Here is a 23,991-nt window from a genome sequence, read left to right on the forward strand (position 1 = left end):
GCGGAGGTGACCTTCACCAGGTGCGGGTGCATGGCGAGGCTGGGGGCGACGGCGTTGACCCGTACGCCGTACGCGGCGGCCTCCACGGCGGCGCGACGACGAGGTCCGCGCCTACCGGTGCCTCCGGCGCCCCCGTGGGGCGCCGCAGCCCGTCCGGTGTGCGATCCGGTACGGAATGATCTTCGTCAATCTTGATCAGCGTGACCACCAGCTGATCGAACCAGAAACCATCTCCGCCACCCCCCGCAGTGCCTGAGCGATCCCCCGTCGTTCCATGTCGCTCGGACACTCCCCCACACAGCGGCGCCATCGTGACCTGAACACGGTGGCGCCGCTGTGCTGCCCGGGGACGGACGGTGGGGAGGCCGTCAGGCCGTGCGGACCGGTGCGCCCCGGCCCAGCGCCCGTTCGAGGGCGATCTCGATGACGACCCGGTTCGGGTTGGGTGCCGGCGTGCGCCCGTAGCGTTCCGCGTAGCGGAGTACCGCGTCGTCGACCACGTCCTGCTCCGTACGGACCGTCGCGCGGCCCTCCAGCGTTGCCCAGCGCCCCCGGTCCACCTGGCAGACCGCCACCCGTGCCCCGTCCGGACCGGCGGCCAGGACGTTGGCGACCTTTCTGCTGCTCTTGTTGGTGATGATGCGGGCGAGTCCGGCCTCGGGGTCGTACGTCACGCCGACCGGCACCACGTGCGGGCTGCCGTCGGGGCGGGGGGTGGTCAGCGTGCACACGTGGTGCTCGCGCCAGAAGGCGAGGTAATCGGGGCTGGGGTTGCGTACGTCTACGGCCATGGGGAAAGGGTAGGCATCCGCGGGCCCGTGCCCCGATGCGGTGCGGTGGCGGAGGACGGGTCCGGCCGGTTCACTCGGTCGGGAGCCCTGCTCCGCTCCGGGTTCCGGGCGTGGGCCGTGTGGCGTGGGACCGATCACGCCTTGAGTGGAATAGACTCAACTTTGTGGACGTTGATCTGGTCATAGTTGTGACAGACCAGTCACCGCAAGGAGGAGAGAGCGCACGTGGACGCCGAGCTGACCAACAGGAGCCGGGACGCCATCAACGCGGCCACCAGCAGGGCCGTGAAGGACGGACACCCCGATCTGACCCCTGGGCATCTGCTCCTCGCCCTGCTCCAGGGCGAGGACAACGAGAACATCATCGACCTGCTGGCCGCCGTCGAGGCCGATCAGGCCGCCGTGCGCAGCGAGACCGAGCGGCTGCTCGCGTCGCTGCCCAGCGTCACCGGGTCGACCGTCGCCCCGCCGCAGCCCAACCGTGAGCTGCTCGCCGTCATCTCCGACGCCGCGCAGCGTGCGAAGGAGCTCGGCGACGACTACCTCTCCACCGAGCATCTGATGATCGGCATCGCGGCCGAGGGCGGCCGTGCCGGTGGGATCCTCACCAGGCAGGGCGCCGGCGCGAAGAAACTGCTGGACGCATTCGAGAAGAGCAGGGGAGGGCGCCGGGTGACCACACCCGACCCGGAGGGCCAGTACAAGGCCCTGGAGAAGTTCGGTACGGACTTCACGGCCGCCGCGCGCGAGGGCAAGCTCGACCCCGTCATCGGGCGTGACCAGGAGATCCGGCGCGTCGTGCAGGTCCTGTCGCGGCGTACGAAGAACAACCCCGTGCTCATCGGCGAGCCCGGCGTCGGCAAGACCGCCGTCGTCGAGGGGCTCGCCCAGCGCATCGTCAAGGGCGATGTGCCGGAGAGCCTGCGGAACAAGCGGCTCGTCTCGCTGGACCTGGGAGCCATGGTCGCGGGCGCCAAGTACCGCGGCGAGTTCGAGGAGCGCCTGAAGACCGTTCTCTCCGAGATCAAGGAGAGCGACGGCCAGATCATCACGTTCATCGACGAGCTCCACACCGTCGTGGGCGCGGGCGCCGGCGGGGACTCCGCCATGGACGCGGGCAACATGCTCAAGCCGATGCTGGCCCGCGGCGAGCTGCGGATGGTGGGTGCGACGACGCTCGACGAGTACCGCGAGCGGATCGAGAAGGACCCCGCCCTGGAGCGCCGCTTCCAGCAGGTCCTGGTCGCCGAGCCGACCGTGGAGGACACCATCGCGATCCTCCGCGGCCTCAAGGGCCGTTACGAGGCGCACCACAAGGTGCAGATCGCGGACTCCGCGCTGGTCGCCGCCGCGACCCTGTCCGACCGCTACATCACCTCCCGCTTCCTCCCCGACAAGGCGATCGACCTGGTCGACGAGGCGGCGTCCCGGCTGCGCATGGAGATCGACTCCTCGCCCGTCGAGATCGACGAACTGCAGCGCGCCGTCGACCGCCTCCGGATGGAGGAGCTGGCGCTGAAGAGCGAGACCGACGCCGGTTCCGTCCAGCGCCTGGAGAAGCTCCGTCGCGACCTCGCCGACAAGGAGGAGGAGCTGCGTGGTCTCACCGCCCGCTGGGAGAAGGAGAAGCAGGGCCTCAACCGCGTCGGTGAGCTGAAGGAGCGCCTCGACGATCTGCGCGGACAGGCCGAGCGTGCCCAGCGGGACGGTGACTTCGACACCGCGTCCAAGCTGCTGTACGGGGAGATCCCGAGCCTTGAGCGGGAGCTCGCCGAGGCCGACGAGGCCGAGCAGGAGGCCGCCAAGGACACGATGGTCAAGGACGAGGTCGGCCCGGACGACATCGCCGATGTCGTCGGCGCCTGGACCGGCATCCCGGCCGGGCGCCTGCTGGAGGGCGAGACCCAGAAGCTCCTGCGCATGGAGGAGGAACTGGGCCGGCGGCTGATCGGCCAGACCGAGGCCGTACGGGCGGTGTCGGACGCGGTACGCCGTACCCGCGCCGGAATCGCCGACCCCGACCGGCCCACCGGCTCGTTCCTCTTCCTCGGCCCGACCGGTGTCGGCAAGACGGAGCTCGCGAAGGCGCTCGCCGACTTCCTGTTCGACGACGAGCGGGCCATGGTCCGCATCGACATGAGCGAGTACAGCGAGAAGCACAGCGTGGCGCGTCTCGTCGGCGCCCCGCCCGGCTACGTCGGCTACGAGGAGGGCGGCCAGCTCACGGAGGCGGTGCGCCGCCGCCCGTACAGCGTCGTCCTGCTGGACGAGGTCGAGAAGGCCCACCCCGAGGTCTTCGACATCCTGCTCCAGGTCCTCGACGACGGCCGGCTCACCGACGGACAGGGCCGGACGGTGGACTTCCGCAACACCATCCTGATCCTGACCTCCAACCTCGGCAGCCAGTTCCTCATGGACCCGCTGACCAAGCCCGAGGCGAAGAAGGAACAGGTCCTGGAGGTCGTACGGGCCTCGTTCAAGCCGGAGTTCCTCAACCGGCTCGACGACCTGGTGGTCTTCTCCGCCCTGTCCGGCGACGAGCTCTCGCACATCGCGAAGCTTCAGATCGACCGGCTCGCGGGGCGTCTGGCCGAGCGCAGGCTCACCCTGGACGTCACGCCGGAGGCCCTGGCCTGGCTGGCCGAGGAGGGCAACGACCCCGCCTATGGGGCACGGCCGCTGCGCCGCCTCATCCAGACGGCGATCGGCGACCGGCTCGCGAGGGAGATCCTCGCGGGCGAGGTCAAGGACGGGGACACCGTCCGGGTGGACCGGGTCGGGGACGGCCTGCTCGTCGGGCCCGCGACTTCGGGGAAGACCTTGTAGACGGCGCACGGCCTGTTCGAAGTCGTGTCCCCAGCCGGAAGACCGCGCGTCCCGGCTGGGGACTCGTCGTCTGCGCCGCAGTGCAATTGACGAAGAATTGCGGTGATGTCGGGATAACGGAGAATCGGTCGCCGTCATCGGTGGTCCGTTGTTCAACATCGATATTGAGCCAAACGTTTCGCTCCGCGTCCAGGGTGGGATCGCGTTACGTTGCTCCGCCCCGGGCTGCACCGTCCGCCCCTGACAAGGGACGCCTGCTCGGGCACCCGCGACGCCCGCCCGGGGGCACGCGAACAATCAGGACACCTCGGGTCGCCCATCATGACCTGCTCACAAGGAGGATTAGAGGCCGAATTCGGCAGCCGGTAGCGTGCCCGCATGAACGAGCAGATAGGCGATGAGATAAATCCGGGGACTGAAAAGCCCCGATCTGACAATCTCTTTCACCTTGGCGAATTCCGTACCCTTTGGGCTGCTTATGCTCAGTCGATCCTGGGCGACCAGTTGGCACGCGTGGCCCTGTCGTTGCTGGTGTTCGAACGCACCGACTCGCCCGGTTGGACCGCGGCGACGTATGCGCTGACCACCTTGCCCGCTCTGCTGTCCGGGGTGCTCCTGTCCGGCCTGGCGGACCGTTTCCCCCGGCGTACGGTCATGATCGGATGCGACCTGGTGCGGACGGTGCTGGTCGGGCTGATGGCCCTGCCCGGGACGCCGTTGCCGCTGCTGGCCGGGCTGCTGGTGCTGGCGCAGCTGGCCGAGGCACCCTTCGGCGCTGCGCAGGGCGCACTGCTGCCGACCGTGCTCGGCGAGCAGAGATACGAGCGGGGCCAGCGAGTCATGCTGATCACTCACCAGGCCGGACAGCTGGTCGGTTTCGCCGGCGGGGGTGTGCTGGTCGCTTGGCTGGGCAGTCACGTCTCCCTGGGTGTGAACGCGGTGACCTTCCTTCTCTCGGCGACCCTGGTCAGGTTCGGCGTAAAGGCCCGTCCCGCGGCGGGTGCCGACGCGCGCAAGACGCGGCTCGGCGCTCAGGTCGGGAGTGCGGCCGCACTGATCTGGTCGGATCGCAGGCTGCGGTCGCTGCTCGCGCTGGGGTGGCTCGCGGGGTTCATCGTCCTGCCGGAAGGGCTGGCAGCCCCCTTCGCGGACGAGGCCGGCGGCGGCGCCTCCTCGGTGGGACTCCTGCTCGCCGCGCATCCGGCGGGAATGGTGCTGGGCGCAGCTCTTCTGGGGCGGGCTCAGGTCGGGGACGAGTGGCGGCGCCGTCTGCTCGGGCCGTTGGCGATCGGCGCGAATCTGCCGCTCATCCTCTACTGGCTCGGTCCCGGCATAGGTGTGGCCGTGCTCGTGTTGATGGCGTCGGGGGTGTGCTCCGCCTATCAGATAACCGCCGGAGCCACCTTCGTACTCCTGACCCCGGCCGACCAGCGCGGCCAGGCGCTGGGGCTCGCCAGGTCGGGGCTGATCGCCATGCAGGGGATCGGTGTCGCCACGGGTGGCCTGGCAGCGGAGCTGTCCGGGTCGTCGGCGGGCACCATCGGTGCGTCCGGACTCCTCGGAGTGTTGTGTGCGATCCCTGTCGCCGTTGCCTGGTCGCGGGCGCGGGAAGCCGATGCGGGGACGATTCCCCGGAGGGCGTAGAACTACTGGCCGTCAAACGCGGCTAGGGTCGACGGAAGGAAACCACGTGCGATCCACAGGAGTACCCAGCGATGTCTATCGATCCGTCCTCGATTCCGAATTTCGGGGGCCAGCCCGAACCGCAGGCGGCAGGACCGGAGGGCCCCGTCGTCCCTGACCAGGACCTCGTCAAGCAGCTTCTCGATCAGATGGAGCTGAAGTACGTCGTCGACGACGAGGGTGACCTCGCGGCGCCGTGGGAGGACTTCCGCACGTACTTCATGTTCCGTGGCGAGGACGAGCAGCAGGTCTTCTCGGTGCGTACGTTCTACGACCGCCCGCACCCCGCCGATCAGCGCCCGGTCCTCCTCGACGCGATCGACGACTGGAACCGCCGCACCCTGTGGCCCAAGGTCTACACCCACACCCACGAGGCCGAGGAGGGCGCCGAGGACACCGAGACCTCGGTCCGTCTGATCGGTGAGGCGCAGATGCTCATCGGTACGGGCGTCAGCCTGGAGCACTTCGTCTCGTCGACGGTCAGCTGGGTGCGGGCCTCGATCGAGTTCGACAAGTGGCTGCGCGAGCGTCTGGGTCTGGAGCCGGCCGACAAGGAGTCGGGCGACGGCTCGGACGCGCCGAGCGCCTGAGCGCACAGATGTTCACAGCGCCGACGGGACGGCGTCAGCAGATTCGTCCCGTCGGCGAACGACAGCCCGGCCGGGGCGACGGTCACCACGACCGCCGTCCTCGGCCGGGTTTTTTTGTCAGGGCGTGCGCCGGCGGCAGCGGGAAGCGCTGCTCGGACCCGAAGGGGCCGGAGCCGGACGGGCGGCGGCGGACGGCAGGCAGCGAGGAGTGCGACAACCGGCGCGACAGGACGGCGGTCAGTGCGCGAATGCCTTGCGGAGCCGTTCCGCAGCGTCCACCAGTACCTCGGTGCGCTTGCAGAAGGCGAACCGGACCTTGCTGCGGCCCGCCTCCTGACGGTCGTAGAACACCGCGTTGGGGATGGCGACGACCCCGCACCGCTCGGGCAGCGCGCGGCAGAACGCGAATCCGTCGGTCTCGCCGCCGAGCGGACGGATGTCGGTGGTGACGAAGTACGTCCCGGCGGGCCGGTAGACCTCGAATCCGGCCGCGGCCAGCCCGGCGCTCAGCAGGTCCCGCTTGGCCCGCAGATCCGCGCGCAGCCCGTCGAAGTAGCTGTCGGGCAGGCGCAGCGCCTCGGCGACCGCGTACTGGAACGGGCCCGCGGAGACGTACGTCAGGAACTGCTTCGCCGAGCGGACCGCCGCCACCAGCTCCGGGGCCGCGGTCACCCAGCCGACCTTCCACCCGGTGAAGGAGAAGGTCTTTCCCGCGGAGCCGATGGTCACGGTCCGCTCGCGCATGCCCGGGAAGCCCGCGATCGGCAGGTGGGTGCCCTCGAAGACCAGATGCTCGTACACCTCGTCGGTGACGACGAGGAGGTCCCGCTCGCAGGCGAGTGCGGCGATCGCCGTTAGCTCCTCGCGGGTCAGGACGGTGCCGGTCGGATTGTGCGGGGTGTTGAGGAGGATCAGCCGGGTGCGGGAGGTGACGGCGGCGCGCAGCTCGTCGAGGTCGAGCCGGTACGAACCGCTGTCCGCGTCCGGGTGCAGGGTGACCGGGACGCGGGTGCCGCCCGCCATGGCGATGCACGCGGCGTAGGAGTCGTAGTACGGCTCCAGGGCGATGACCTCGTCGCCGGGTTCCACGAGGGCGAGCAGGGCGGCGGCGATGGCCTCGGTGGCGCCCGCCGTGACGAGGACCTCGGAGTCGGGGTCGTAAGCGAGTTGGTACCTCCGCTGCTGGTGGTCGGCGATCGCGGTGCGCAGTTCCGGGACGCCGGGGCCCGGCGGGTACTGGTTGCCGTGCCCGGCGCGCAGCGCGCGGACCGCGGCCTCCCGGATCTCTTCGGGGCCGTCGGTGTCGGGGAAGCCCTGGCCGAGGTTGATGGAGCCGGTCCGTACGGCCAGCGCCGACATTTCCGCGAAGATCGTCGTGCCGAACTCGGCGAGGCGGCGGTTGAGCAGCGGTCGTCCCTGTGTCATGCCCGCCATCCTGGGCCGAAGCTCTGGAGTTGCTCAAGTCTGCTTTGGCTCCGGGGGGCCGAGGGCATCCCCCACTCACGCGAGAGGCGGTGTGAAGCGGGGGACCTCGCTTCGGGGGACAGAAGGGACGTGAGGTCGATGAGGATTTCCTCTGATGTGCTGATCGGGGTCGTGGCCGTCGGATTCGTCGTGGTGCTGCTGCTGGCGGTGGCGGCCAACCGGCGGTCGGGCCGGGTGCGCAGCAGGCGGCGCCGCGCGGGCGGTGGCTCGGGCAGTGGTGCGGCCGCCGGTGGCGGCTGGTGGGCGGGCGGCGACGGCGGTGGCTCGTCCTGCGGAAGCGGCGGCCACTCCGGCGGCCACTCCGGCGGCCACTCCGGCGGGCACTCGTGCGGCGGGGGCTCCTCGTGCGGCGGCGGTTCTTCGTGCGGCGGCGGGGGCGGATGCGGCGGAGGCAGCTGACACGGGGCAGCTGGTCCGCGTGGTGAAGGTGCCCGACGGGTGAACTCCCGCCGGGCACCTTTTTGTTGGGCCCCGCAGAGCGCTTGCGGTGAACAGTTGAACCGTGGGGCCCCCGAGGGGATGGAAACCACGTCAAGTTGGGCAAAAACGCTGTGGACGCTGCGTACTTCGTGATTCCCTCGTTGGAGAGAACATTCAGCCCTCGGACCCCAGTTGGACCTGATCGGGCGTTCCCCACCCCCCACGTGCGTCGTTACGGGGGCGTCCCCTGTCCATGTGTCCATGCGTGTTTTGCGGAGCCGACCCATGCTCACGACCCTCCAGACGGCCTATTCCGACACCCGTGCTGCCGACCTGGCCTGGGCGCTGGGGCGTGAACCGCTCCCAGCCCTGGCCGTGCTCGACCTCGAGCTCGACGGGGCGCAACTGCAGCTGCGTCTGCTCGGCGCCTCCCACCAGGTGCTTCTCGAAGAGGACGGCGGTACCTGTTCCGAAACGGTCGCCTGTATCCCCGGCAGCTCCACGCCGCTGCCGCTCGGCGTCGCCAAACAGCTCGGTGACTGGGAGTACGAATTCGCGGCGCGCGTCGAGACACTCTCCGCGGGCTCCTTCGCCGGGCGTGCGCAGGAGCTCCTCGCGCTGGTGACCGACCATCCGCACGGCCTCGCAGGTACGTTCCCCGGCAGCCCGCACGCCTTCACCGCCATGCTCGCGCAGCGGTCGGACGGCCAGGTCCAGTGGCGTACCTGGCACGCGTACCCGCAGGAGGGGCAGTTGGTGGTGACCCGCACCCGGGTGGGAGTGCGGGTGCCGGTGACGGCGCCCTGAATCGCCTCAACTCGGTTGCGTGCACGGCACTTGCACCCTTGTGGGTGACAGGCGGCGACGTCATCGTGACGTAGCGTTCGCATCATGATCGACCAGCAGGTGCAGGTGTCGTTGCGAGGGGGTGCGCCGCGTCTTCCCGTACGACCGCGGACCGGGCGGTTCCTCGTGCTGGCCACAGTCTTCGTCTGCGCCGCCTGCGGGCTGGTCTACGAACTCGAACTGGTTGCCCTCGCCTCCTACTTGACCGGCGATTCCGTCACCCAGACATCCGTCGTGCTCTCTGTGATGGTCTTCGCGATGGGGGTCGGCTCGCTGCTCGCGAAACGTTTACGCAGCCGCGCCGCCGTGGGTTTCGGGCTGATCGAGGCGGGTCTCGCACTGATCGGCGGCTGCTCGGCGCTCGTGCTCTACGCGTCGTTCGCGTGGATGGGGGAGTCACGTTTCGCGCTGGTCGGGTTCTCGCTCGCCATAGGCATCCTGATCGGCGCGGAGATCCCCCTGCTGATGACGCTGATCCAGCGCGTCGACCGGCAGGACGCGGGCGGGGCGGTCGCGGATCTGTTCGCCGCCGACTATGTGGGTGCGCTGGTCGGCGGGCTGGCGTTCCCCTTCTTCCTGCTGCCGGACCTCGGCCAGCTCACCGGGGCGCTGCTCACCGGCACGGTCAACGCGGCGGCGGGCGGGGCGCTGGTGCTGTGGGTGTTCCGGCGGGACCTGACCCGGCGGTCCCGGTGGCTGCTGATCGTCGCCAACGTGACGGTGATCGCCCTGCTGGCCGCCGCCACGGTGCTCGTCGACGACTTCGAGCGGGTGGCCCGGCGCGCGGTGTACGGGGACCGGGTGCGGGTCGCCGTGCAGACCGACGTGCAGGAGGTCGTCCTCACCGGGGCCGGTCGCGGCTCCCTGGACCTTTTCCTCGACGGGCGGCTGCGGGTCAGCGCCCGTGACGAGTACCGGTACCACGAGGCGCTGGTCCATCCGGCGATGAACGGGCGCCATGCCCGGGTGCTGATCCTGGGCGGCGGCGACGGCCTGGCCGCCCGCGAGGTGCTGCGCTACCCGGACGTACGGAGCGTCACGGTCGTCGAGCTCGACCGCGGCGTCACCCGACTGGCCCGTACCGACCCCGCGCTCTCCGCGCTGAACGCGCACGCGTACCGCGACCCGCGGCTGACCGCCGTCACCGCGGACGCGTTCACCTGGCTGCGGGAGGCGTCGCACGGCGGCTACGACGTGGTGATCTCCGACCTGCCGGACCCCGGGATCACGGCGAGCGCGAAGCTGTACTCGGCGGAGTTCTACGGCCTTGTCACCGAGGCCCTCGCGCCGGGTGGACGGCTGGTGGTACACGCGGGCCCGCCCGTCGTCCGGCCCCGGACGTTCTGGACGGTCGAGGCGTCCATGAGAGCGGCCGGCCTGCGAACCCGCCCGTACCGCGTCAGCGGGCGTCTCTCCGGCTTCGCGGCGGGCCCGGACCGCACGACGGGCGCTGCGCAGGGCCGCCCCGACTGGGGCTTCGTCCTCGCCCGCCCGGGCGTGAGACCTCCGGTCCTTCACCTGCCGCCACGTCCGCCGAAACTCCGGTTCCTCACAGCAGGGGAACTGGCGCGGGCGGCCCGGTACGCGGAGGGCCGACGGCTGAGGGGTCAGGCGCCGTCGACGCTCGTGCATCCGCGGTACTGGGAGGAGCCGTGAGGGCGCGCGCGGGCACGTCCGGTCCGGGGGATCGGAGGTGTGCCGCCCCGGGGGGATCCCGGCTCTTCCGGGTGCGGAAGCGCTGACGGGGCGGCCGTGCCTGAGTAGGCTCGGTTTCCATGGAGCATGAGGTGTTCGTTCCGGTTCCGGTCCCGTCCCTGCTGCGGACGCTGCGCGACTCCGCCCGTGTCGCGCGCTGCGTTCCGGGCCTCCAGCAGGACGCCGACGTGTCCGCGGGCCCGCTGGCTGGCCGGCTCAAGGTCCGGATCGGCGGCCACACGATCACGTACCGCGGCACTCTGACCCCGACCGCGCTGCCGGACGGGGCAGGGGTTTCCGTCACTGGCGAGGGCGTGGAGGCGCGGGGCACCGGCTCGGCGAAGCTCGGCCTGACGATCCGCCTGACGGAGACGGACGGCGGTACGACGATCGGGTTCACGGGCACGGCGGGCGGCGAGGGCCGCATCGTGGAGCTGGAACCGGATGCGGCGCTGGCGGCGGCGTACCGGCTGCTGGACCGCTTCACGCAGCAGCTGGTGACCGAGACACTGGCGACCCACGACGCGGGCGCCGAGCCCGAGGGGGCGGCGCCCGGTGGAGTGCCCGCCGCCTCCGCACCGTCCGATGAGGGACCGTCCGGCGAATCGCCGTCCGAGGAGGCACCCTCCGCCGAGGAGGCACCCTCCGCCGAGGCGCCCTCCGACCGGACGCCCCCCGGCACCGGCTCGGTCTTCGAGGCGCCGGTGCCGCCGCCCTCGCTCGACGACTCCGCGGACGTGGGGTTCCCCGTCCCCGAGGGCCCGCCCGCCGAGGCCGCGCACGCACGCCGGACCATGATCGGGCGCAGCGCCGAGGAGGTCGACCACGCGCCGCCGCGCGGCCGGTACGCCCCTGTGCCGTCGCCCGAGTCGACCACTGCGGGCGCCACCCTGCGCTGGGTGGCCCCGGCGGCCGCCCTCGCGCTCGCCTCCGCGGTCGTCGTCGGCCGGGCGCTGCGGCGGCGGCGGAGGTAGCGGCGCCAGTACTGTCGTCGTGTGAGCAGGAGCGAGAAGAACGTCCGGCTGTCCGTCGGCGACGCCGAGTTGACCGTGGACCCCGCCAACGGCTGCCGCATCAGGAGCCTCCGGGCCGGGGGCACCGAATTGCTGCGGCAGGGGGAGCGATACGGCTGTTTCCCCATGGTGCCGTGGTGCGGGCGGACCGAGAACGGCCGCTTCCACAACGGCGATGTGCCCCATCAGCTGCCGCTGAACTCCCCGCCGCACGCCATCCACGGCACCGGCCGTGACACCGCGTGGCTCACGGCGAAGGAGGGCGGGGCCGAGGCCGCGTTCTACTACGACCTGGCCGAGCCGTGGCCGTATCCGGGCCGGGTCACCCAGACCTTCGAACTCGCCGAGGACTCGCTCACGCTCGCGTTCGGCATCGAGACGTACGGGGACTCGTTCCCCGCACAGGCCGGCTGGCACCCCTGGTTCCTGCGCAACCTCGGAACCGGCGGTGACGACGTGCAGATCGGCTTCGACGCCGCCTGGCAGGAGGAGCGGGGCGAGAACCATCTGCCGACCGGCCGCCGGATCCCGCCGCTGCCCGGCCCGTGGGACGACTGTTTCGGGATGCCCGACGGGGTCGACGTGACCCTGACCTGGCCGCAGCAACTGGAGCTGAAGGTGAGGAGCCGGACCGAGTGGGTCGTCGTCTACGACGAGCAGGACGAGGCGGTCTGCGTGGAACCGCAGTCGGGTCCGCCGAACGGACTGAACACCGCGCCGCGCTATGTCACCCCGATCGACCCGCTGGAGATCGTGACGACCTGGAGCTGGCGCAGGCTCTGAGGCGGGCGGCCTTAAGCTCGTAACCATGACTGACGTACACGCTGACCTGCTCCAGCAGATCAAGGACAAGGCCGTGGTGCACGGCAAGGTGACCCTTTCCTCGGGTCTTGAGGCCGACTGGTACATCGACCTGCGCCGCATCACGCTGGACGGCGAGGCTGCTCCGATGGTCGGTCAGGTCATGCTGGACGCGACCGCCGAGCTCGACTACGACTGCGTGGGCGGGCTGACCCTGGGTGCCGACCCGGTCGCCACGTCGATGCTGCATGCGGCCGCCGCGCGCGGGGAGCGGATGGACGCGTTCGTCGTCCGCAAGGCGCAGAAGGCGCACGGGATGCAGCGCCGCATCGAGGGTACGGACGTGAAGGGCCGCCGCTGCCTGGTCGTCGAGGACACCTCGACGACCGGCGGTTCGCCGCTGACGGCTGTGGAGGCGGTACGCGAGGCGGGTGGCGAGGTCGTCGCCGTCGCCACGATCGTGGAGCGAGGTGCGGCTCCGGCCATCACCGAGGCAGGTCTCCCGTACGTCCACGCCTACACGGTGTCGGACCTCGGCCTGGCCTGATCGCCTGGCCTGACCTGCGTTTTTCTTCGAGGGCGGACGGTTTCACGTGAAACCGTCCGCCCTCGTCGTATGCCTTCAGCGGCCCGGCCCGAACGTCGGGGGAGTCCGCCGGGTGGAGCCGGAGCGAGAGTCTGGGAAGATGGGGGCGACGATGACGTCGCCCCCAGGTCAGGGAACCAGCAACGCACACCCGCACATCCCAAGGAGCGGACAGATGCCCATCGCAACCCCCGAGGTCTACGCCGAGATGCTCGACCGGGCGAAGGCTGGCAAGTTCGCCTACCCGGCCATCAATGTGACGTCGACCCAGACCCTGCACGCTGCACTGCGCGGCTTCGCGGAGGCGGAGAGCGACGGCATCGTCCAGATCTCCACCGGTGGGGCGGAGTTCCTGGGCGGCCAGCACAACAAGGACATGGTCACGGGCGCCGTTGCCCTCGCCGAGTTCGCGCACATCGTCGCCGCCAAGTACGACATCTCGGTCGCGCTGCACACCGACCACTGCCCCAAGGACAAGCTGGACGGCTACGTACGTCCGCTGCTCGACATCTCTGCCGAGCGCGTCGCCAAGGGCCTGAACCCGCTGTTCCAGTCCCACATGTGGGACGGTTCGGCCGAGACCCTCGCCGACAACCTGGCCATCGGCCAGGAGCTGCTGGCCAAGGCCGCCGCCGCCAAGATCATTCTTGAGGTCGAGATCACCCCGACCGGTGGCGAGGAGGACGGCGTCACGCACGAGATCAACGACGAGCTGTACACCACCGTCGACGACGCGCTGCGTACCGCCGAGGCGCTCGGTCTGGGCGAGAAGGGCCGCTACCTGCTGGCCGCGTCCTTCGGCAACGTGCACGGTGTCTACAAGCCGGGCAACGTCGTGCTCCGTCCCGAGCTGCTGAAGGACCTCCAGGAGGGCGTCGGCGCCAAGTACGGCAAGTCGTCGCCGTTCGATTTTGTCTTCCACGGCGGCTCCGGCTCCACCGAGCAGGAGATCACCACCGCGCTGGAGAACGGCGTCGTGAAGATGAACCTCGACACCGACACCCAGTACGCCTTCACCCGCCCGATCGTGGACCACGTGTTCCGCAACTACGACGGTGTGCTGAAGGTCGACGGCGAGGTCGGCAACAAGAAGGTCTACGACCCGCGCAGCTGGGGCAAGTCCGCCGAGGCGGGCATGGCCAAGCGTGTCACGGAGGCCTGCGCGAACCTGCGGTCCACCGGCACGAAGCTGAAGTAGCAGGAGGCACGAACAGCGGCCATGGGCCCGGTACTCCCTGGGGGTGCCGGGCCCATGGCACGTCCGCGAACGAGCAGAAGGAGCACGGGTGCAGGCGAGCGCACGCTATGACTTCGACACCGTCGTCGACCGCAGGGGCACCTGGTGTGTCCAGTGGGACGGAGTCGCCGACCGGTTCGGGGCCGACGGGCTCCTCCCGTTCACCATCTCCGACATGGACTTCGAGACCGCCCCGGAGGTGCTGACCGCGCTGCGGACCCGCCTCGACCACGGCGTTCTCGGCTACACCAGCTGGCAGCAGGACGAATTCCGGACGGCGATAGCGCACTGGTACGGGACCCGGTACGGCACCGAGCTGGACACCGGCCGGCTGGTCTACGCCCCGTCGGTGCTCAGCCAGCTCTCACAGCTTCTCCAGATGTGGACGTCCGAGGGCGACGGCGTCGTCGTCCACACCCCCACGTACGACGGTTTCCGCAAGGCGATCACCGGTCTCGGCCGGGAGCTGCGAGGCGTGCCGGTGGGCGACACGGAGGCGCTGGAGCGGGAGCTGGCGCGCCCCGACGCGAAGGTGCTGGTGCTGTGCTCGCCGCACAACCCGACCGGCCGGGTATGGGCGGAGCCGGAGCTCGTCGAGACGGCGGCGCTGGCGGCGCGCCACGGGGTCGCGGTGATCAGCGACGAGATCCACGCGGACTTCGTGCACGAGGGCCATCGGCATGTGCCGTGGGCGCGCGTGGCGGGCGCGGGCGGGGGCCGCTGGGCGGTGATCTCGTCCGCCTCGAAGTCCTTCAACTTCCCGGCGCTGACCGGCTCGTACGGCATCATCGGCGACCCGGCGGACCGGACGGAGTTCCTGCGGCGCATGGAGACGGCAGAGGGGCTCGCCTCCCCGGCGGTTCTGTCGCTGACCGCGCACATAGCCGCGTACCGGGAGGGCGAGGAGTGGCTGGACGCGGTCCGGGCGTACGTCCGCGACAACCTGGCACTCGTCGCGGAACGCCTGAACACGGCCTTTCCCGAACTGTCCTGGGAACCGCCGCAGGCCGGCTACCTGGCGTGGATCGACCTGCGCCCGCTGGGTGTGGACGACGAGGCACTGCAGCGGACGCTGATCGAACGCGAGAAGGTCGCGATCATGCCGGGTGCGGTGTACGGCGCGAAGGGCTTCCTGCGTCTGAACGTGGGGTGCCCGCGCAGCAAGGTGGAGGCGGGCGTCGAGGCGCTGATCAGGGCGCTGGGGGCGGTGCGCTGATTTTGGCGGTGCGGGCGCAGGGCGCCCTGTCCGGCAGGTGCCCGCCCCGGACTGGCCACCTCCCCCCGGACCGGGGATGCTGCTCGCATGGGCGAGACACCTGCCGGTCAGATCCGTGCCGCCTCCGCACCCGGGCGCTGGGTCGTTCTGACCACCGTCCTCGGGTCCGCCATGGTCATGGTCGACTCCACCGTCGTCAATGTCGCCCTGCCCCGTATCGGCAAGGACCTCGGCACTGATCTCGCCGCTCTCCAGTGGACCGTCAACGCCTATCTGCTGACCCTTGCCGGGCTGATCCTGCTCGGCGGGGCGCTCGGGGACCGGTACGGGCGCAGGCGGGTGTTCGTCGTGGGGGTGGTGTGGTTCGCTTCCGCCTCGCTGCTGTGCGGCGTCGCACCGAATGCTGTCGTGCTGATTGCGGCCCGGGCCCTTCAGGGGGTGGGCGGGGCGCTCCTCACGCCCGGGTCGCTGGCGTTGATCCAGGCCAGTTTTCACCCGGACGACCGGGCGCGCGCGGTCGGGTTGTGGTCCGGCTTCGGCGGGGTGGGGGCCGCGATCGGGCCGTTCGTCGGGGGGTGGCTCGTCGACGGGCCGGGGTGGCGGTGGGTGTTTCTGATCAATGCGCCGGTCGCCGCGATCTGTGTGCCGGTCGCGCTGCGGCACGTACCGGAGTCGCGGGACCCGCACGCGCACGGGCGCTTCGATGTTCTGGGGGCCGTGCTCGGCGCGCTGGCTCTGGCCCTGGTGACGTACGCGTTGATCGAGGCTCCCCGGCAGGGGGCGTCCGCCGCCGTGATCGGGGCGGCCGTGGGCGGAGTTCTGCTCGGAGCGGCGTTCGTGCAGGTGGAGCGGCGGCGGGCGAACCCCATGCTGCCGCCGTCGGTGTTCGAGTCCCGCCAGTTCACCGCCGTCAATATCGTCACGCTCTGCGTGTACGCGGCGCTCGGCGGCTACTTCTTCCTCTCCGCGATTCAGCTCCAGGTCGTGGCCGGGTACTCCGCCCTCGGCGCCGGAACCGCCCTGCTTCCGACCACGGTGCTGATGCTGCTCTTCTCCGCTTCGTCGGGCGAGCTGGGGCAGCGCATCGGCCCCCGTATCCCGCTCACCGTCGGGCCGCTGCTCGCCGCCGCCGGGATGCTGCTCATGCTGCGGGTGGGGCCCGGCGACGCCTCCGTCTCCGCGTACGTACAGCACGTGCTGCCTGCCGTCGCCGTGCTCGGCCTCGGCCTGGTCACCCTGGTGGCGCCGCTCACCGCGACCGTCCTCGCCTCCGTCGACACCGCGCGCGCCGGGCTGGCCAGCGGGATCAACAACGCCGCCGCCCGCGCCGCCGGCCTGATCGCTGTGGCCGCACTGCCGCTGCTCGCCGGTATGGGGCCGGAGGCGTACCGCGACGCCGGTGAGTTCGCCGCGACCTTCCGGCGGGCCATGCCGATGTGTGCCGGGCTCATGGTGCTGGGCTCGGTGATCGCCTGGGCGACCGTACGGACACCGCCCGCGGCCCGGAAGAGCAAGGCGCGTCCCGAATGCACCGTGCACTGCGGTTTCGCGGCACCTCCCCTGGAGCCCGCGCGGGACGAGAACGGGGACCCGCGCCCGGCCTGACCGCTCGGCGGCGCCCGACTACCCCCGACGCGCGTGTGCCAGGCACACTTGAAACCATGTCCATCCACGAGAACCTGCTCGGGGGGCCTCCCCCGACCCACCTGCCCGACGACCCGGAGCCGCGCGAGCTGCTCGCGAACGGCACCGCCCCCGCCGACGTCGCCGCGAAGTACCCGACCTCCTCGCTGGCCTGGGCGCAGCTAGCCGACGAGGCGTTCGAGGGCGGCCGCGTCATCGAGTCGTACGCCTATGCCCGCACCGGCTACCACCGCGGGCTCGACGCGCTCCGCAGGGCCGGCTGGAAGGGCCACGGGCCCGTACCGTTCGAGCACGAGCCGAACCGCGGTTTCCTGCGCGCCCTGCACGCCCTGGCGCGCGCCGCGCAGTCGATCGGTGAGCAGGAGGAGTACGAGCGCTGCTCGGCGTTCCTCCGCGACTCGTCGCCGACCGCCGCCGAGATCCTGGGATAGCAGGCGCATACGCCCTGTTCACGGCCCCGCAGACGTATCGCCGTCTGCGGGGCCTGCGCCTTTTCCGGGGCTCCGTTTAGGATGCGGACAGGGGACCGGAGCTCCATCACCTCACGGAAGGGGCGGACCGCTACCCGGAAGCTCGTGTCGAGGAGACAGCAATGTCGACGATCCACCCCGACCCCGAAGCCACCGGTGCGGACACCCCGCACCTGGACTTCGCGGGAACGACTCCGTACGAGGACTATGTCCAGGCGGATGTCCTGACCCACCTTCAGAACCTCCGCTCCGACGATCCGGGCGAGATGGTCTTCCTGGTCACCACCCAGGTCATGGAGCTGTGGTTCACGGTCATCGTCCACGAGTGGGAGACCGCGGCGCACGCCCTGCGCGAGGACCGGCTGCCGGTCGCACGCGACGCGCTGAAGCGGTCGGTACGGGAACTCGAGGCGCTCAACGCGTCCTGGACACCGCTCGCCCAGCTCACCCCCGCCCAGTTCAACTCCTACCGTGGCGCACTTGGCGAGGGCTCCGGCTTCCAGTCGGCGATGTACCGGCGGATGGAGTTCCTGCTCGGCGACAAGTCCGCGTCCATGCTCGTACCGCACCGGGGTGCACCCCGCGTCCACGCCGAACTGGAGAAGGCGCTCGCCGAGCCGGGTCTGTACGACGAGGTGCTCGCCCTGCTCGCTCGGCGCGGGCACGCCGTACCGCAGGCCGTGCTCGGCCGGGACCTGACGCAGAAGTACGAGCCGTCCCCCGAGGTCGAGGCCGTCTGGGCGGAGATCTACGCCGATCCCGAGCGGCACGACGAGCTGGTCCGGCTCGGCGAGGCGCTCACCGACGTCGGTGAACTGGTGTGGCGCTGGCGCAACGACCACCTCATCGCCACCCGGCGAGCGATGGGCTCGAAGACCGGCACCGGCGGCTCCGCCGGGGTCGCGTGGCTGGAGAAACGCGCCACGAAGAACGTGTTCCCGGAGCTGTGGACGGCGCGCAGCCATGTCTGAGACCTTCGCCGCGCGGGCCGCGGCACTCGACGCCGCCGACGAACTCGCCGATCTTCGGAAGCTGTTCACCCTCGACGACACCGTCTATCTCGACGGCAACTCGCTGGGGGCGCTGCCCCGGCACGTGCCCGCCCGGATGCAGGAGGTCCTCACCCGCGAGTGGGGCGAGCTGCGCATCCGGTCCTGGGACGAGAGCGGCTGGTGGACCGCGCCCGAGCGGATCGGTGACCGGATCGCCCCGCTCGTCGGGGCCGCCGCCGGCCAGATCGTGGTGGGCGATTCGACGAGCGTGAACGTCTTCAAGGCAGTCGTCGCCGCGAGCAGGCTGGCGCCGGAGGGACGCGACGAGATCCTGGTCGACGCGACGACGTTTCCCACGGACGGCTACATCGCCGAGTCCGCGGCCCGGATGACCGGGCACCGGCTCGTCCCCGTCGCCCCGGCGGACGTGCCGGGTGCGGTCGGTCCGCGGACCGCGGTCGTCCTGCTCAACCACGTCGACTTCCGCACCGGCCGGCTGCACGACCTGCCCGGTCTCACCGCCGCCGTGCACGCGGCGGGCGGGCTCGCGGTCTGGGACCTGTGCCACAGCGCGGGCGCGCTGCCGGTCGGGCTCGACGAGCACGGGGTGGACCTGGCGGTCGGCTGCACGTACAAGTACCTCAACGGCGGGCCCGGTTCGCCCGCCTATCTGTACGTCGCCGAGCGGCACCAGGCGGCCTTCGACTCCCCGCTGCCGGGGTGGACCTCGCACGCCGACCCGTTCGCGATGGCGCCGGGCTACGCTCCGGCGGACGGTTCCGTGCGCGGCCGGGTCGGAACCCCCGACATCCTGTCCATGCTGGCTCTCGAAGCGGCGCTGGACGTGTGGGACGGGGTGCCGGTCGAAGCGGTACGGGCCAAGTCGCTGGCGCTGACGGACTTCTTCCTGGAGTGCGTCGGGGCGTATGTGCCGGAGGGCGTGGTCGTCCCGGTCACCCCGGGGGCGCACGGGGAGCGCGGCAGCCAGGTGTCGTTGCGGTGTGTGGACGCGGCGGTCGCCGAGCCGGCGATGCGTGCGCTCATCGCCCGGGGCGTGGTCGGGGATCTGCGGCGGCCGGATGTGCTGCGGTTCGGGTTCACGCCGTTGTACGTGGGGTTCGCGGATGTGGAGCGGGCCGCGCGGGTACTGGGTGAGGTGGTGAGCGGGCCGCTCGGCGGGGTGTGACGCCTACCGCGTCCCCACGGTCAATCCCCGTGGGGACGCGGTACCCCGTGCTGATACCGTCCCCGCTGGTCAGGCCAGTTGGGCACCTCTGTCGGATGGTTGGAGCAGCATGTCGGATTCCGCCGCGCGTGATCGGGACGCAGTCGAGACCGAGTCGGCGTTCTCGCATCCGGCTGTCGCCCCCGACGCCACCGCCGCCTACGGCGACCACCCCGACCAGGTGATCGACTTCTACGCCCCGCGGGACGGGCGGGCCGGGGCGCCCGTCGTGGTCCTCCTGCACGGCGGTGCGTGGCGGGCGCCGTACGACCGGCAGCATGTGTCGCCGCTCGCGGACTTCCTGGCCCGGCGCGGGTTCGCCGTCGCCAATGTCGAGTACCGGTGCGGCAGCGAGATCCCGCAGCAGCGCGGTTCCGGGCCGGTCGCGGGCCGTTGGCCCGAGACGTTCGACGACGTCGCCGCGGCGATGGACGCGCTGCCCGCACTGCTGGCCCGTGAACTGCCGGAGGCCGATGCGCGGCGGATCGTCGTCACCGGCCACTCCGCGGGCGGTCACCTGGCGTTGTGGGCAGCGGCCCGGCACGTACTCCCGGAAGGGTCGCCGTGGCGGCTGCCCGCGGCGCCGCCGCTGCGCGGCGTTGTCGCCCTGGCGCCGATCGCCGACTTCACCACGGCGGTGGAGCTGGATGTCTGCTCCGGTGCGGTGGTTCAACTGCTCGGAACGGAAGAGGACTTCGCGGCCAGGAGTCCGTACGCCGACCCGGCTGTGCTGCTGCCGACGGGAATCGCCACGGCGCTGGTGCAGGGACGCACCGACCTGACGGTGCCGCAGGCGGTCGCGGAGGCGTTCGTCGATGCGGCGGCGAAGGCCGGGGAGACGGTGGGGCTGACGCTGCTGGAGGATGTCGGGCACTTCCCGTTGATCGATCCGGCGGCGGATGCGTGTGCGGTGGTGGCGGAGGAGATTGCGCAACTGGCGTGGTGACAGGCGTTCCCGGGGCCGTCCGGCGGCCGTGACCGGTCCGCCCGGGTGGGTCCGAGTAGTCCTTGCGGCGGATGCCGCAGGATCCGTATCACTGCTGACGACGTCCCGCACCGGGCCGCCTACCGTGAGGGCGTGACCGAGACCACCAAGAACAGAAGTCCCGAGTTCCGGCTGGCCGCAGGGGCGATAGGCGGCCTGCGGCAGGACCTCTTCCATGATGCGTTCGCCTACCGCTCGCTGCCGCCGATGCGGACCGGCCGGGCGACCCGGCTGCTGTCCGAGGGGATGCGCGCGCGGGCCAGGTGGACGCCACACGCGCTGGTCGGGCTGGCCGCGCTGATCACTGTCCTCACCGGTTTCGGCAGGGCGGACGGCGACGGGGCCTGGTCCCCCATCGAGATCATCACAACCGGGCTGCTTCCGGCGGTAGCCGTCGTGATGACCCTGGTCAGGCCGGTCGGCGCGTTCTGGATGTCGATGGCGCTCACTCCGGTGTCGGCCACCTTCGGCGACGAGGGCTGGCCGTGGGTGCCGAGCATGTTTTTCGCGCATCTGGTGGTGCTCGTCGTGGTCGCCGCCCGGACCCGGCCCCGTACCGCGGCCTGGATGTGGATCCTGACCGTGTTGCTCGGCATCGTCATGGCGAACATCGGCTGGCACTCCTACGCGATCACCGGGCCCATGGCCGTGACGTCCGCGTTCGCGCTGCTCGTGGTGACCGTCGTGCAGACCCGCCGGGAAGCGGAGCGCGAGGTGACCGTGCAGCGCACCGTCACCGCCGTGGAACGCGACCGGCGCACGCTGCTGGAGGAGCGCACCACCATCGCCCGTGAACTGCACGACGTGGTCGCCCACCACATGTCGGTCGTCGCGATCCAGGCCGAGGCGGCCCCGTACCGGGTGGAGAACCCGCCCCCCGAGCTGGAGCAGGCCTTCCTCACCATCCGGGAGAACGCCGTCGCCGCCCTCACCGAACTGCGCCGGGTCCTCGGTGTCGTACGGGCCGAGGACTACCAGGCGCCGGACGCACCCCAGCCCACCCTCGCCGAACTCGACGGACTGCTGGCCAACGTGGCCGACGCCGGCCTGGTGGCCGAGAAGACGATCACCGGCGCGGTACGTGAACTGCCGCAGGGCGTCGAGCTGTCGGCGTACCGGATCATCCAGGAAGCCCTCAGCAACACGCTGCGGCACGCCCCGGGCGCCACGGCCAAGGTCGAGATCGGCTATGTGCTGGGCGGGCTCGGGCTGCGGGTCGTCAACGGTCCGCCGACCGGTCCGGTGAAACCGTCGCAGGGTGCCGGGCACGGGATCACGGGGATGCGGGAACGGGTCGCGATGCTGAACGGCGAGATGACCGCCGAGCCGGCCGCGGACGGCGGTTACGAGATCACCGCGTTCATCCCCGTACCCCTGGCCCACGAACCGATGCAGAGCGAGACCTCATGAACGACATACGTGTCCTGATCGTCGACGACCAGATGATGGTCCGCGAGGGCTTCTCGGTGCTCTTGGGCGCGATGCCGGGCATCGAGGTCGTCGGCGAGGCGGTCGACGGCCGGCAGGCCATCGCCCAGGCCGCAGCGCTCCGGCCCGACGTGGTCCTGATGGACATCCGGATGCCGGAGCTCAACGGCATCGAGGCGACCCGCGAGATCGTCGCCAACGACGCCGCTGCCAAGGTGCTGGTGCTGACCACGTTCGACCTCGACGAGTACGTGTACCAGGCGCTGCGCGCCGGAGCTTCTGGTTTTCTGCTGAAGGACGCCTCCGCGCGCCAACTCGCCGACGGTGTACGGGTGGTGGCGGCCGGGGAAGCGCTTCTGGCGCCGACCGTCACCAAGCGGCTGATCACCGAGTTCTCGCGGCTCGCCGGAGCCCCGAGGTCACCCACGCCGGCTCAGATCGGCGATCTGACGGAGCGCGAGACGGAGGTGCTCGTCCTCATCGCGCAGGGGCTGTCGAACGCGGAGATCGCCTCGCATCTGGTGGTCGCCGAGTCCACCATCAAGACGCATGTGAGCCGGATCCTGGTGAAACTCGGGCTGCGGGACCGCACGCAGGCCGCGGTGTTCGCGTACGAGGCCCGCCTGGTCACCCCCTCCTGACCTCCTGCTCCCCTTGAGGGCCGCCCGTGACTGAACCGACCGGTCCGGATAGCGTCGGTTTCATGCACCAGTCCCCGCAGCCCGCCGCCACCGCTCAGTTCGACCCCTGGTCACCGGCGTTCGTCGCCGACCCGTACCCCGCGTACGCCGCGCTGCGGGCCGGTGGCCGGGTGCACCGGTTCGAGCCCACGAACCAGTGGCTCGTTCCGCACTACGCCGATGTGTCCGCGCTGCTGCGGGACCGGCGCCTGGGCCGGACGTATCTGCACCGCTTCACGCACGAGGAGTTCGGCCGTACGCCGCCGCCCGCCGCGCACGAGCCCTTCACCACCCTCAACGGGCAGGGGATTCTCGACCTGGAGGCCCCCGACCACACCCGGATCCGGCGCCTGGTCTCGAAGGCGTTCACCCCGCGCACGGTCGAGCAGCTCGTCCCGACGGTGCGGCGGCTCGCCGCCGAGCTGGTCGACAGCTTTGTGGAGGCGGGCGGCGGCGACCTGCTCGCCGCGGTCGCCGAACCGCTGCCTGTCGCCGTCATCGCCGAGATGCTCGGCATCCCCGAGTCCGACCGCGGGCCGTTGCGGCCCTGGTCGGCGGCGATCTGCGGAATGTTCGAACTGAACCCGTCCGAGGAGACCGCGAGCGCCGCCGTCCGCGCCTCGGTGGACTTCTCCGCGTACCTCCGGGAGCTGATCGCGGAGCGTCGCAAGAACCCCGGTACGGATCTGATCTCCGCGCTCATCGCCGCGCACGACGAAGGGGAGCGGCTCAGCGAGCAGGAGATGATCTCCACGTGTGTGCTGCTGTTGAACGCGGGCCACGAGGCGACGGTCAACACCACCGTGAACGGCTGGTGGACGCTGCTGCGTCACCCCGAGCAGCTGGCGGCCCTCCGCGCCGACCACGGGCTGCTGCCCACGGCCGTGGAGGAGCTGATGCGGTACGACACTCCGTTGCAGATGTTCGAGCGCTGGGTCCTCGACGACATCGAGATCGACGGCACGGTCATTCCGCGCGGCTCCGAGGTGGCCCTGCTCTTCGGCTCCGCCAACCGCGACCCGGCGCGCTTCGCGGACCCGGACACGCTGGACCTGTCCCGGCAGGAGAACCCGCACATCACCTTCGGTGCGGGCATCCACTTCTGCCTGGGCGCGCCACTCGCCCGGGTCGAACTCGCTGCTTCCTTCGGTGAGTTGCTGCGTCGGGCGCCCCGGATGCGGCTGGCGGCCGAGCCGGAGTGGAACCCGGGCTACGTGATCAGGGGCCTGAAGGAGCTGCGCGTGGAGCTGTGACCGGAAGCGTTACGGCCTCCCCCGTGGCTCAGAGCCTGTCGGGTGACCTTCGATCGGAAAGCGGACGCGGTCTGGTGCGTGCGATTCCAAGGCGCTGGAAGGTCCTCGTAGCGGAGCTACTAGGG

General features: G+C 71.0%; 21 protein-coding genes and 2 pseudogenes. 20 read left to right on the forward strand and 3 right to left on the reverse strand.

The annotated features are described in order from the left end of the window. Positions 1-98, reverse strand: a pseudogene (locus AB0915_RS29375) (short chain dehydrogenase); the annotation flags it as partial. Here AB0915_RS29375 and AB0915_RS29380 point away from each other — a divergent pair. Next, positions 95-256, forward strand: a pseudogene (locus tag AB0915_RS29380) ((2Fe-2S)-binding protein); the annotation flags it as partial. The pseudogenes AB0915_RS29375 and AB0915_RS29380 overlap by 4 nt on opposite strands. Positions 257-368: 112 nt before the next feature. Here AB0915_RS29380 and AB0915_RS29385 read toward each other — a convergent pair. Then, entirely contained in the window at positions 369-791 is a 423-nt protein-coding gene (locus tag AB0915_RS29385; protein ID WP_366693960.1) for a TIGR03618 family F420-dependent PPOX class oxidoreductase, read from the reverse strand. A 225-nt stretch (positions 792-1,016) separates the two neighbouring features. On the opposite strand from AB0915_RS29385, the gene clpB reads away from it, so the two are divergent. The 3 genes from clpB (at position 1,017) to AB0915_RS29400 (ending at position 5,890) form a co-directional block, all read left to right on the forward strand. Further along, on the forward strand, positions 1,017-3,617 hold the full coding sequence (gene clpB / locus AB0915_RS29390) for an ATP-dependent chaperone ClpB (RefSeq protein WP_366693961.1): 2,601 nt from the start codon (positions 1,017-1,019) through the stop codon (positions 3,615-3,617). A gap of 378 nt (positions 3,618-3,995) precedes the next feature. Beyond that, the gene (locus tag AB0915_RS29395; protein WP_366693962.1) at positions 3,996-5,261 is read left to right on the forward strand and encodes an MFS transporter; all 1,266 of its coding nucleotides are present in this window, start codon (positions 3,996-3,998) and stop codon (positions 5,259-5,261) included. 71 nt (positions 5,262-5,332) lie between these two features. Then, complete coding sequence (locus tag AB0915_RS29400; RefSeq protein ID WP_366693963.1) at positions 5,333-5,890, forward strand: YbjN domain-containing protein; 558 nt, start codon at positions 5,333-5,335, stop codon at positions 5,888-5,890. Positions 5,891-6,127: 237 nt separating this feature from the next. Here AB0915_RS29400 and AB0915_RS29405 read toward each other — a convergent pair whose 3' ends face one another. Beyond that, positions 6,128-7,315 carry a pyridoxal phosphate-dependent aminotransferase gene (locus AB0915_RS29405; protein WP_366693964.1) on the reverse strand — a complete coding sequence of 396 codons (1,188 nt, stop codon included), beginning with the start codon at positions 7,313-7,315 and terminating at the stop codon, positions 6,128-6,130. Between the two features lie 138 nt (positions 7,316-7,453). Between AB0915_RS29405 and AB0915_RS29410 the strand changes: the two genes are divergently transcribed. The 16 genes from AB0915_RS29410 to AB0915_RS29485 all read left to right on the forward strand — a co-directional run bounded on the left by AB0915_RS29410 (position 7,454) and on the right by AB0915_RS29485 (position 23,866). Further along, positions 7,454-7,774, forward strand: a complete 321-nt coding sequence (locus AB0915_RS29410) for a hypothetical protein (protein WP_366693965.1) — start codon at positions 7,454-7,456, stop codon at positions 7,772-7,774. Between the two features lie 306 nt (positions 7,775-8,080). Continuing rightward, positions 8,081-8,602 carry a DUF2617 family protein gene (locus AB0915_RS29415; RefSeq protein WP_366693966.1) on the forward strand — a complete coding sequence of 174 codons (522 nt, stop codon included), beginning with the start codon at positions 8,081-8,083 and terminating at the stop codon, positions 8,600-8,602. An 84-nt stretch (positions 8,603-8,686) separates the two neighbouring features. After that, positions 8,687-10,297 carry a polyamine aminopropyltransferase gene (locus AB0915_RS29420; RefSeq protein ID WP_366693967.1) on the forward strand — a complete coding sequence of 537 codons (1,611 nt, stop codon included), beginning with the start codon at positions 8,687-8,689 and terminating at the stop codon, positions 10,295-10,297. Positions 10,298-10,416: 119 nt separating this feature from the next. Beyond that, positions 10,417-11,310: an SRPBCC domain-containing protein gene (locus AB0915_RS29425; protein WP_366693968.1), complete on the forward strand. Its 894-nt coding sequence runs from the start codon at positions 10,417-10,419 to the stop codon at positions 11,308-11,310. Between the two features lie 21 nt (positions 11,311-11,331). Further along, positions 11,332-12,132, forward strand: coding sequence for an aldose 1-epimerase (locus tag AB0915_RS29430; RefSeq protein ID WP_366693969.1), 801 nt, complete (start codon positions 11,332-11,334; stop codon positions 12,130-12,132). Between the two features lie 25 nt (positions 12,133-12,157). Next, entirely contained in the window at positions 12,158-12,697 is a 540-nt protein-coding gene (gene pyrE, locus AB0915_RS29435; protein WP_366693970.1) for an orotate phosphoribosyltransferase, read from the forward strand. 214 nt (positions 12,698-12,911) lie between these two features. Next, the gene (gene fbaA, locus AB0915_RS29440; RefSeq protein WP_366693971.1) at positions 12,912-13,934 is read left to right on the forward strand and encodes a class II fructose-bisphosphate aldolase; all 1,023 of its coding nucleotides are present in this window, start codon (positions 12,912-12,914) and stop codon (positions 13,932-13,934) included. Positions 13,935-14,022: 88 nt separating this feature from the next. After that, positions 14,023-15,189, forward strand: coding sequence for a MalY/PatB family protein (locus AB0915_RS29445; RefSeq protein ID WP_366693972.1), 1,167 nt, complete (start codon positions 14,023-14,025; stop codon positions 15,187-15,189). A gap of 87 nt (positions 15,190-15,276) precedes the next feature. Then, positions 15,277-16,794 carry an MFS transporter gene (locus AB0915_RS29450; protein WP_366693973.1) on the forward strand — a complete coding sequence of 506 codons (1,518 nt, stop codon included), beginning with the start codon at positions 15,277-15,279 and terminating at the stop codon, positions 16,792-16,794. A 56-nt stretch (positions 16,795-16,850) separates the two neighbouring features. Next, positions 16,851-17,264: a DUF3151 domain-containing protein gene (locus tag AB0915_RS29455; protein WP_366137837.1), complete on the forward strand. Its 414-nt coding sequence runs from the start codon at positions 16,851-16,853 to the stop codon at positions 17,262-17,264. A 161-nt stretch (positions 17,265-17,425) separates the two neighbouring features. Further along, positions 17,426-18,274, forward strand: coding sequence for a tryptophan 2,3-dioxygenase family protein (locus AB0915_RS29460; protein WP_366693974.1), 849 nt, complete (start codon positions 17,426-17,428; stop codon positions 18,272-18,274). Continuing rightward, a complete protein-coding gene (gene kynU, locus AB0915_RS29465) occupies positions 18,267-19,481 on the forward strand; it encodes a kynureninase (protein ID WP_366693975.1) in 1,215 nt (404 codons plus the stop codon). The genes AB0915_RS29460 and kynU overlap by 8 nt, the downstream gene beginning before the upstream one ends. A 109-nt stretch (positions 19,482-19,590) precedes the next feature. Beyond that, entirely contained in the window at positions 19,591-20,466 is an 876-nt protein-coding gene (locus tag AB0915_RS29470) for an alpha/beta hydrolase (protein WP_366693976.1), read from the forward strand. A gap of 132 nt (positions 20,467-20,598) precedes the next feature. Beyond that, positions 20,599-21,915 carry a histidine kinase gene (locus AB0915_RS29475; protein ID WP_366693977.1) on the forward strand — a complete coding sequence of 439 codons (1,317 nt, stop codon included), beginning with the start codon at positions 20,599-20,601 and terminating at the stop codon, positions 21,913-21,915. Further along, a complete protein-coding gene (locus tag AB0915_RS29480) occupies positions 21,912-22,574 on the forward strand; it encodes a response regulator transcription factor (RefSeq protein ID WP_366693978.1) in 663 nt (220 codons plus the stop codon). Before AB0915_RS29475 ends, AB0915_RS29480 begins: the two co-directional genes overlap by 4 nt. Positions 22,575-22,636: 62 nt before the next feature. Next, a complete protein-coding gene (locus AB0915_RS29485) occupies positions 22,637-23,866 on the forward strand; it encodes a cytochrome P450 (RefSeq protein WP_366693979.1) in 1,230 nt (409 codons plus the stop codon). Positions 23,867-23,991 lie beyond the last annotated feature (125 nt).

This window comes from Streptomyces sp. NPDC048411, from assembly GCF_040704695.1.
Taxonomy (GTDB): domain Bacteria; phylum Actinomycetota; class Actinomycetes; order Streptomycetales; family Streptomycetaceae; genus Streptomyces.

Bases quoted from the DNA above. Each gene is read 5' to 3' on its own strand.
- AB0915_RS29385 (WP_366693960.1), bottom strand. From the start codon at position 791: ATGGCCGTAGACGTACGCAACCCCAGCCCCGATTACCTCGCCTTCTGG.
- AB0915_RS29395 (WP_366693962.1), top strand. From the start codon at position 3,996: ATGAACGAGCAGATAGGCGATGAGATAAATCCGGGGACTGAAAAGCCC.
- AB0915_RS29400 (WP_366693963.1), top strand. From the start codon at position 5,333: ATGTCTATCGATCCGTCCTCGATTCCGAATTTCGGGGGCCAGCCCGAA.
- AB0915_RS29405 (WP_366693964.1), bottom strand. From the start codon at position 7,315: ATGACACAGGGACGACCGCTGCTCAACCGCCGCCTCGCCGAGTTCGGC.
- AB0915_RS29410 (WP_366693965.1), top strand. From the start codon at position 7,454: ATGAGGATTTCCTCTGATGTGCTGATCGGGGTCGTGGCCGTCGGATTC.
- AB0915_RS29415 (WP_366693966.1), top strand. From the start codon at position 8,081: ATGCTCACGACCCTCCAGACGGCCTATTCCGACACCCGTGCTGCCGAC.
- AB0915_RS29420 (WP_366693967.1), top strand. From the start codon at position 8,687: ATGATCGACCAGCAGGTGCAGGTGTCGTTGCGAGGGGGTGCGCCGCGT.
- AB0915_RS29425 (WP_366693968.1), top strand. From the start codon at position 10,417: ATGGAGCATGAGGTGTTCGTTCCGGTTCCGGTCCCGTCCCTGCTGCGG.
- pyrE (WP_366693970.1), top strand. From the start codon at position 12,158: ATGACTGACGTACACGCTGACCTGCTCCAGCAGATCAAGGACAAGGCC.
- fbaA (WP_366693971.1), top strand. From the start codon at position 12,912: ATGCCCATCGCAACCCCCGAGGTCTACGCCGAGATGCTCGACCGGGCG.
- AB0915_RS29450 (WP_366693973.1), top strand. From the start codon at position 15,277: ATGGGCGAGACACCTGCCGGTCAGATCCGTGCCGCCTCCGCACCCGGG.
- AB0915_RS29455 (WP_366137837.1), top strand. From the start codon at position 16,851: ATGTCCATCCACGAGAACCTGCTCGGGGGGCCTCCCCCGACCCACCTG.
- AB0915_RS29460 (WP_366693974.1), top strand. From the start codon at position 17,426: ATGTCGACGATCCACCCCGACCCCGAAGCCACCGGTGCGGACACCCCG.
- kynU (WP_366693975.1), top strand. From the start codon at position 18,267: ATGTCTGAGACCTTCGCCGCGCGGGCCGCGGCACTCGACGCCGCCGAC.
- AB0915_RS29470 (WP_366693976.1), top strand. From the start codon at position 19,591: ATGTCGGATTCCGCCGCGCGTGATCGGGACGCAGTCGAGACCGAGTCG.
- AB0915_RS29480 (WP_366693978.1), top strand. From the start codon at position 21,912: ATGAACGACATACGTGTCCTGATCGTCGACGACCAGATGATGGTCCGC.
- AB0915_RS29485 (WP_366693979.1), top strand. From the start codon at position 22,637: ATGCACCAGTCCCCGCAGCCCGCCGCCACCGCTCAGTTCGACCCCTGG.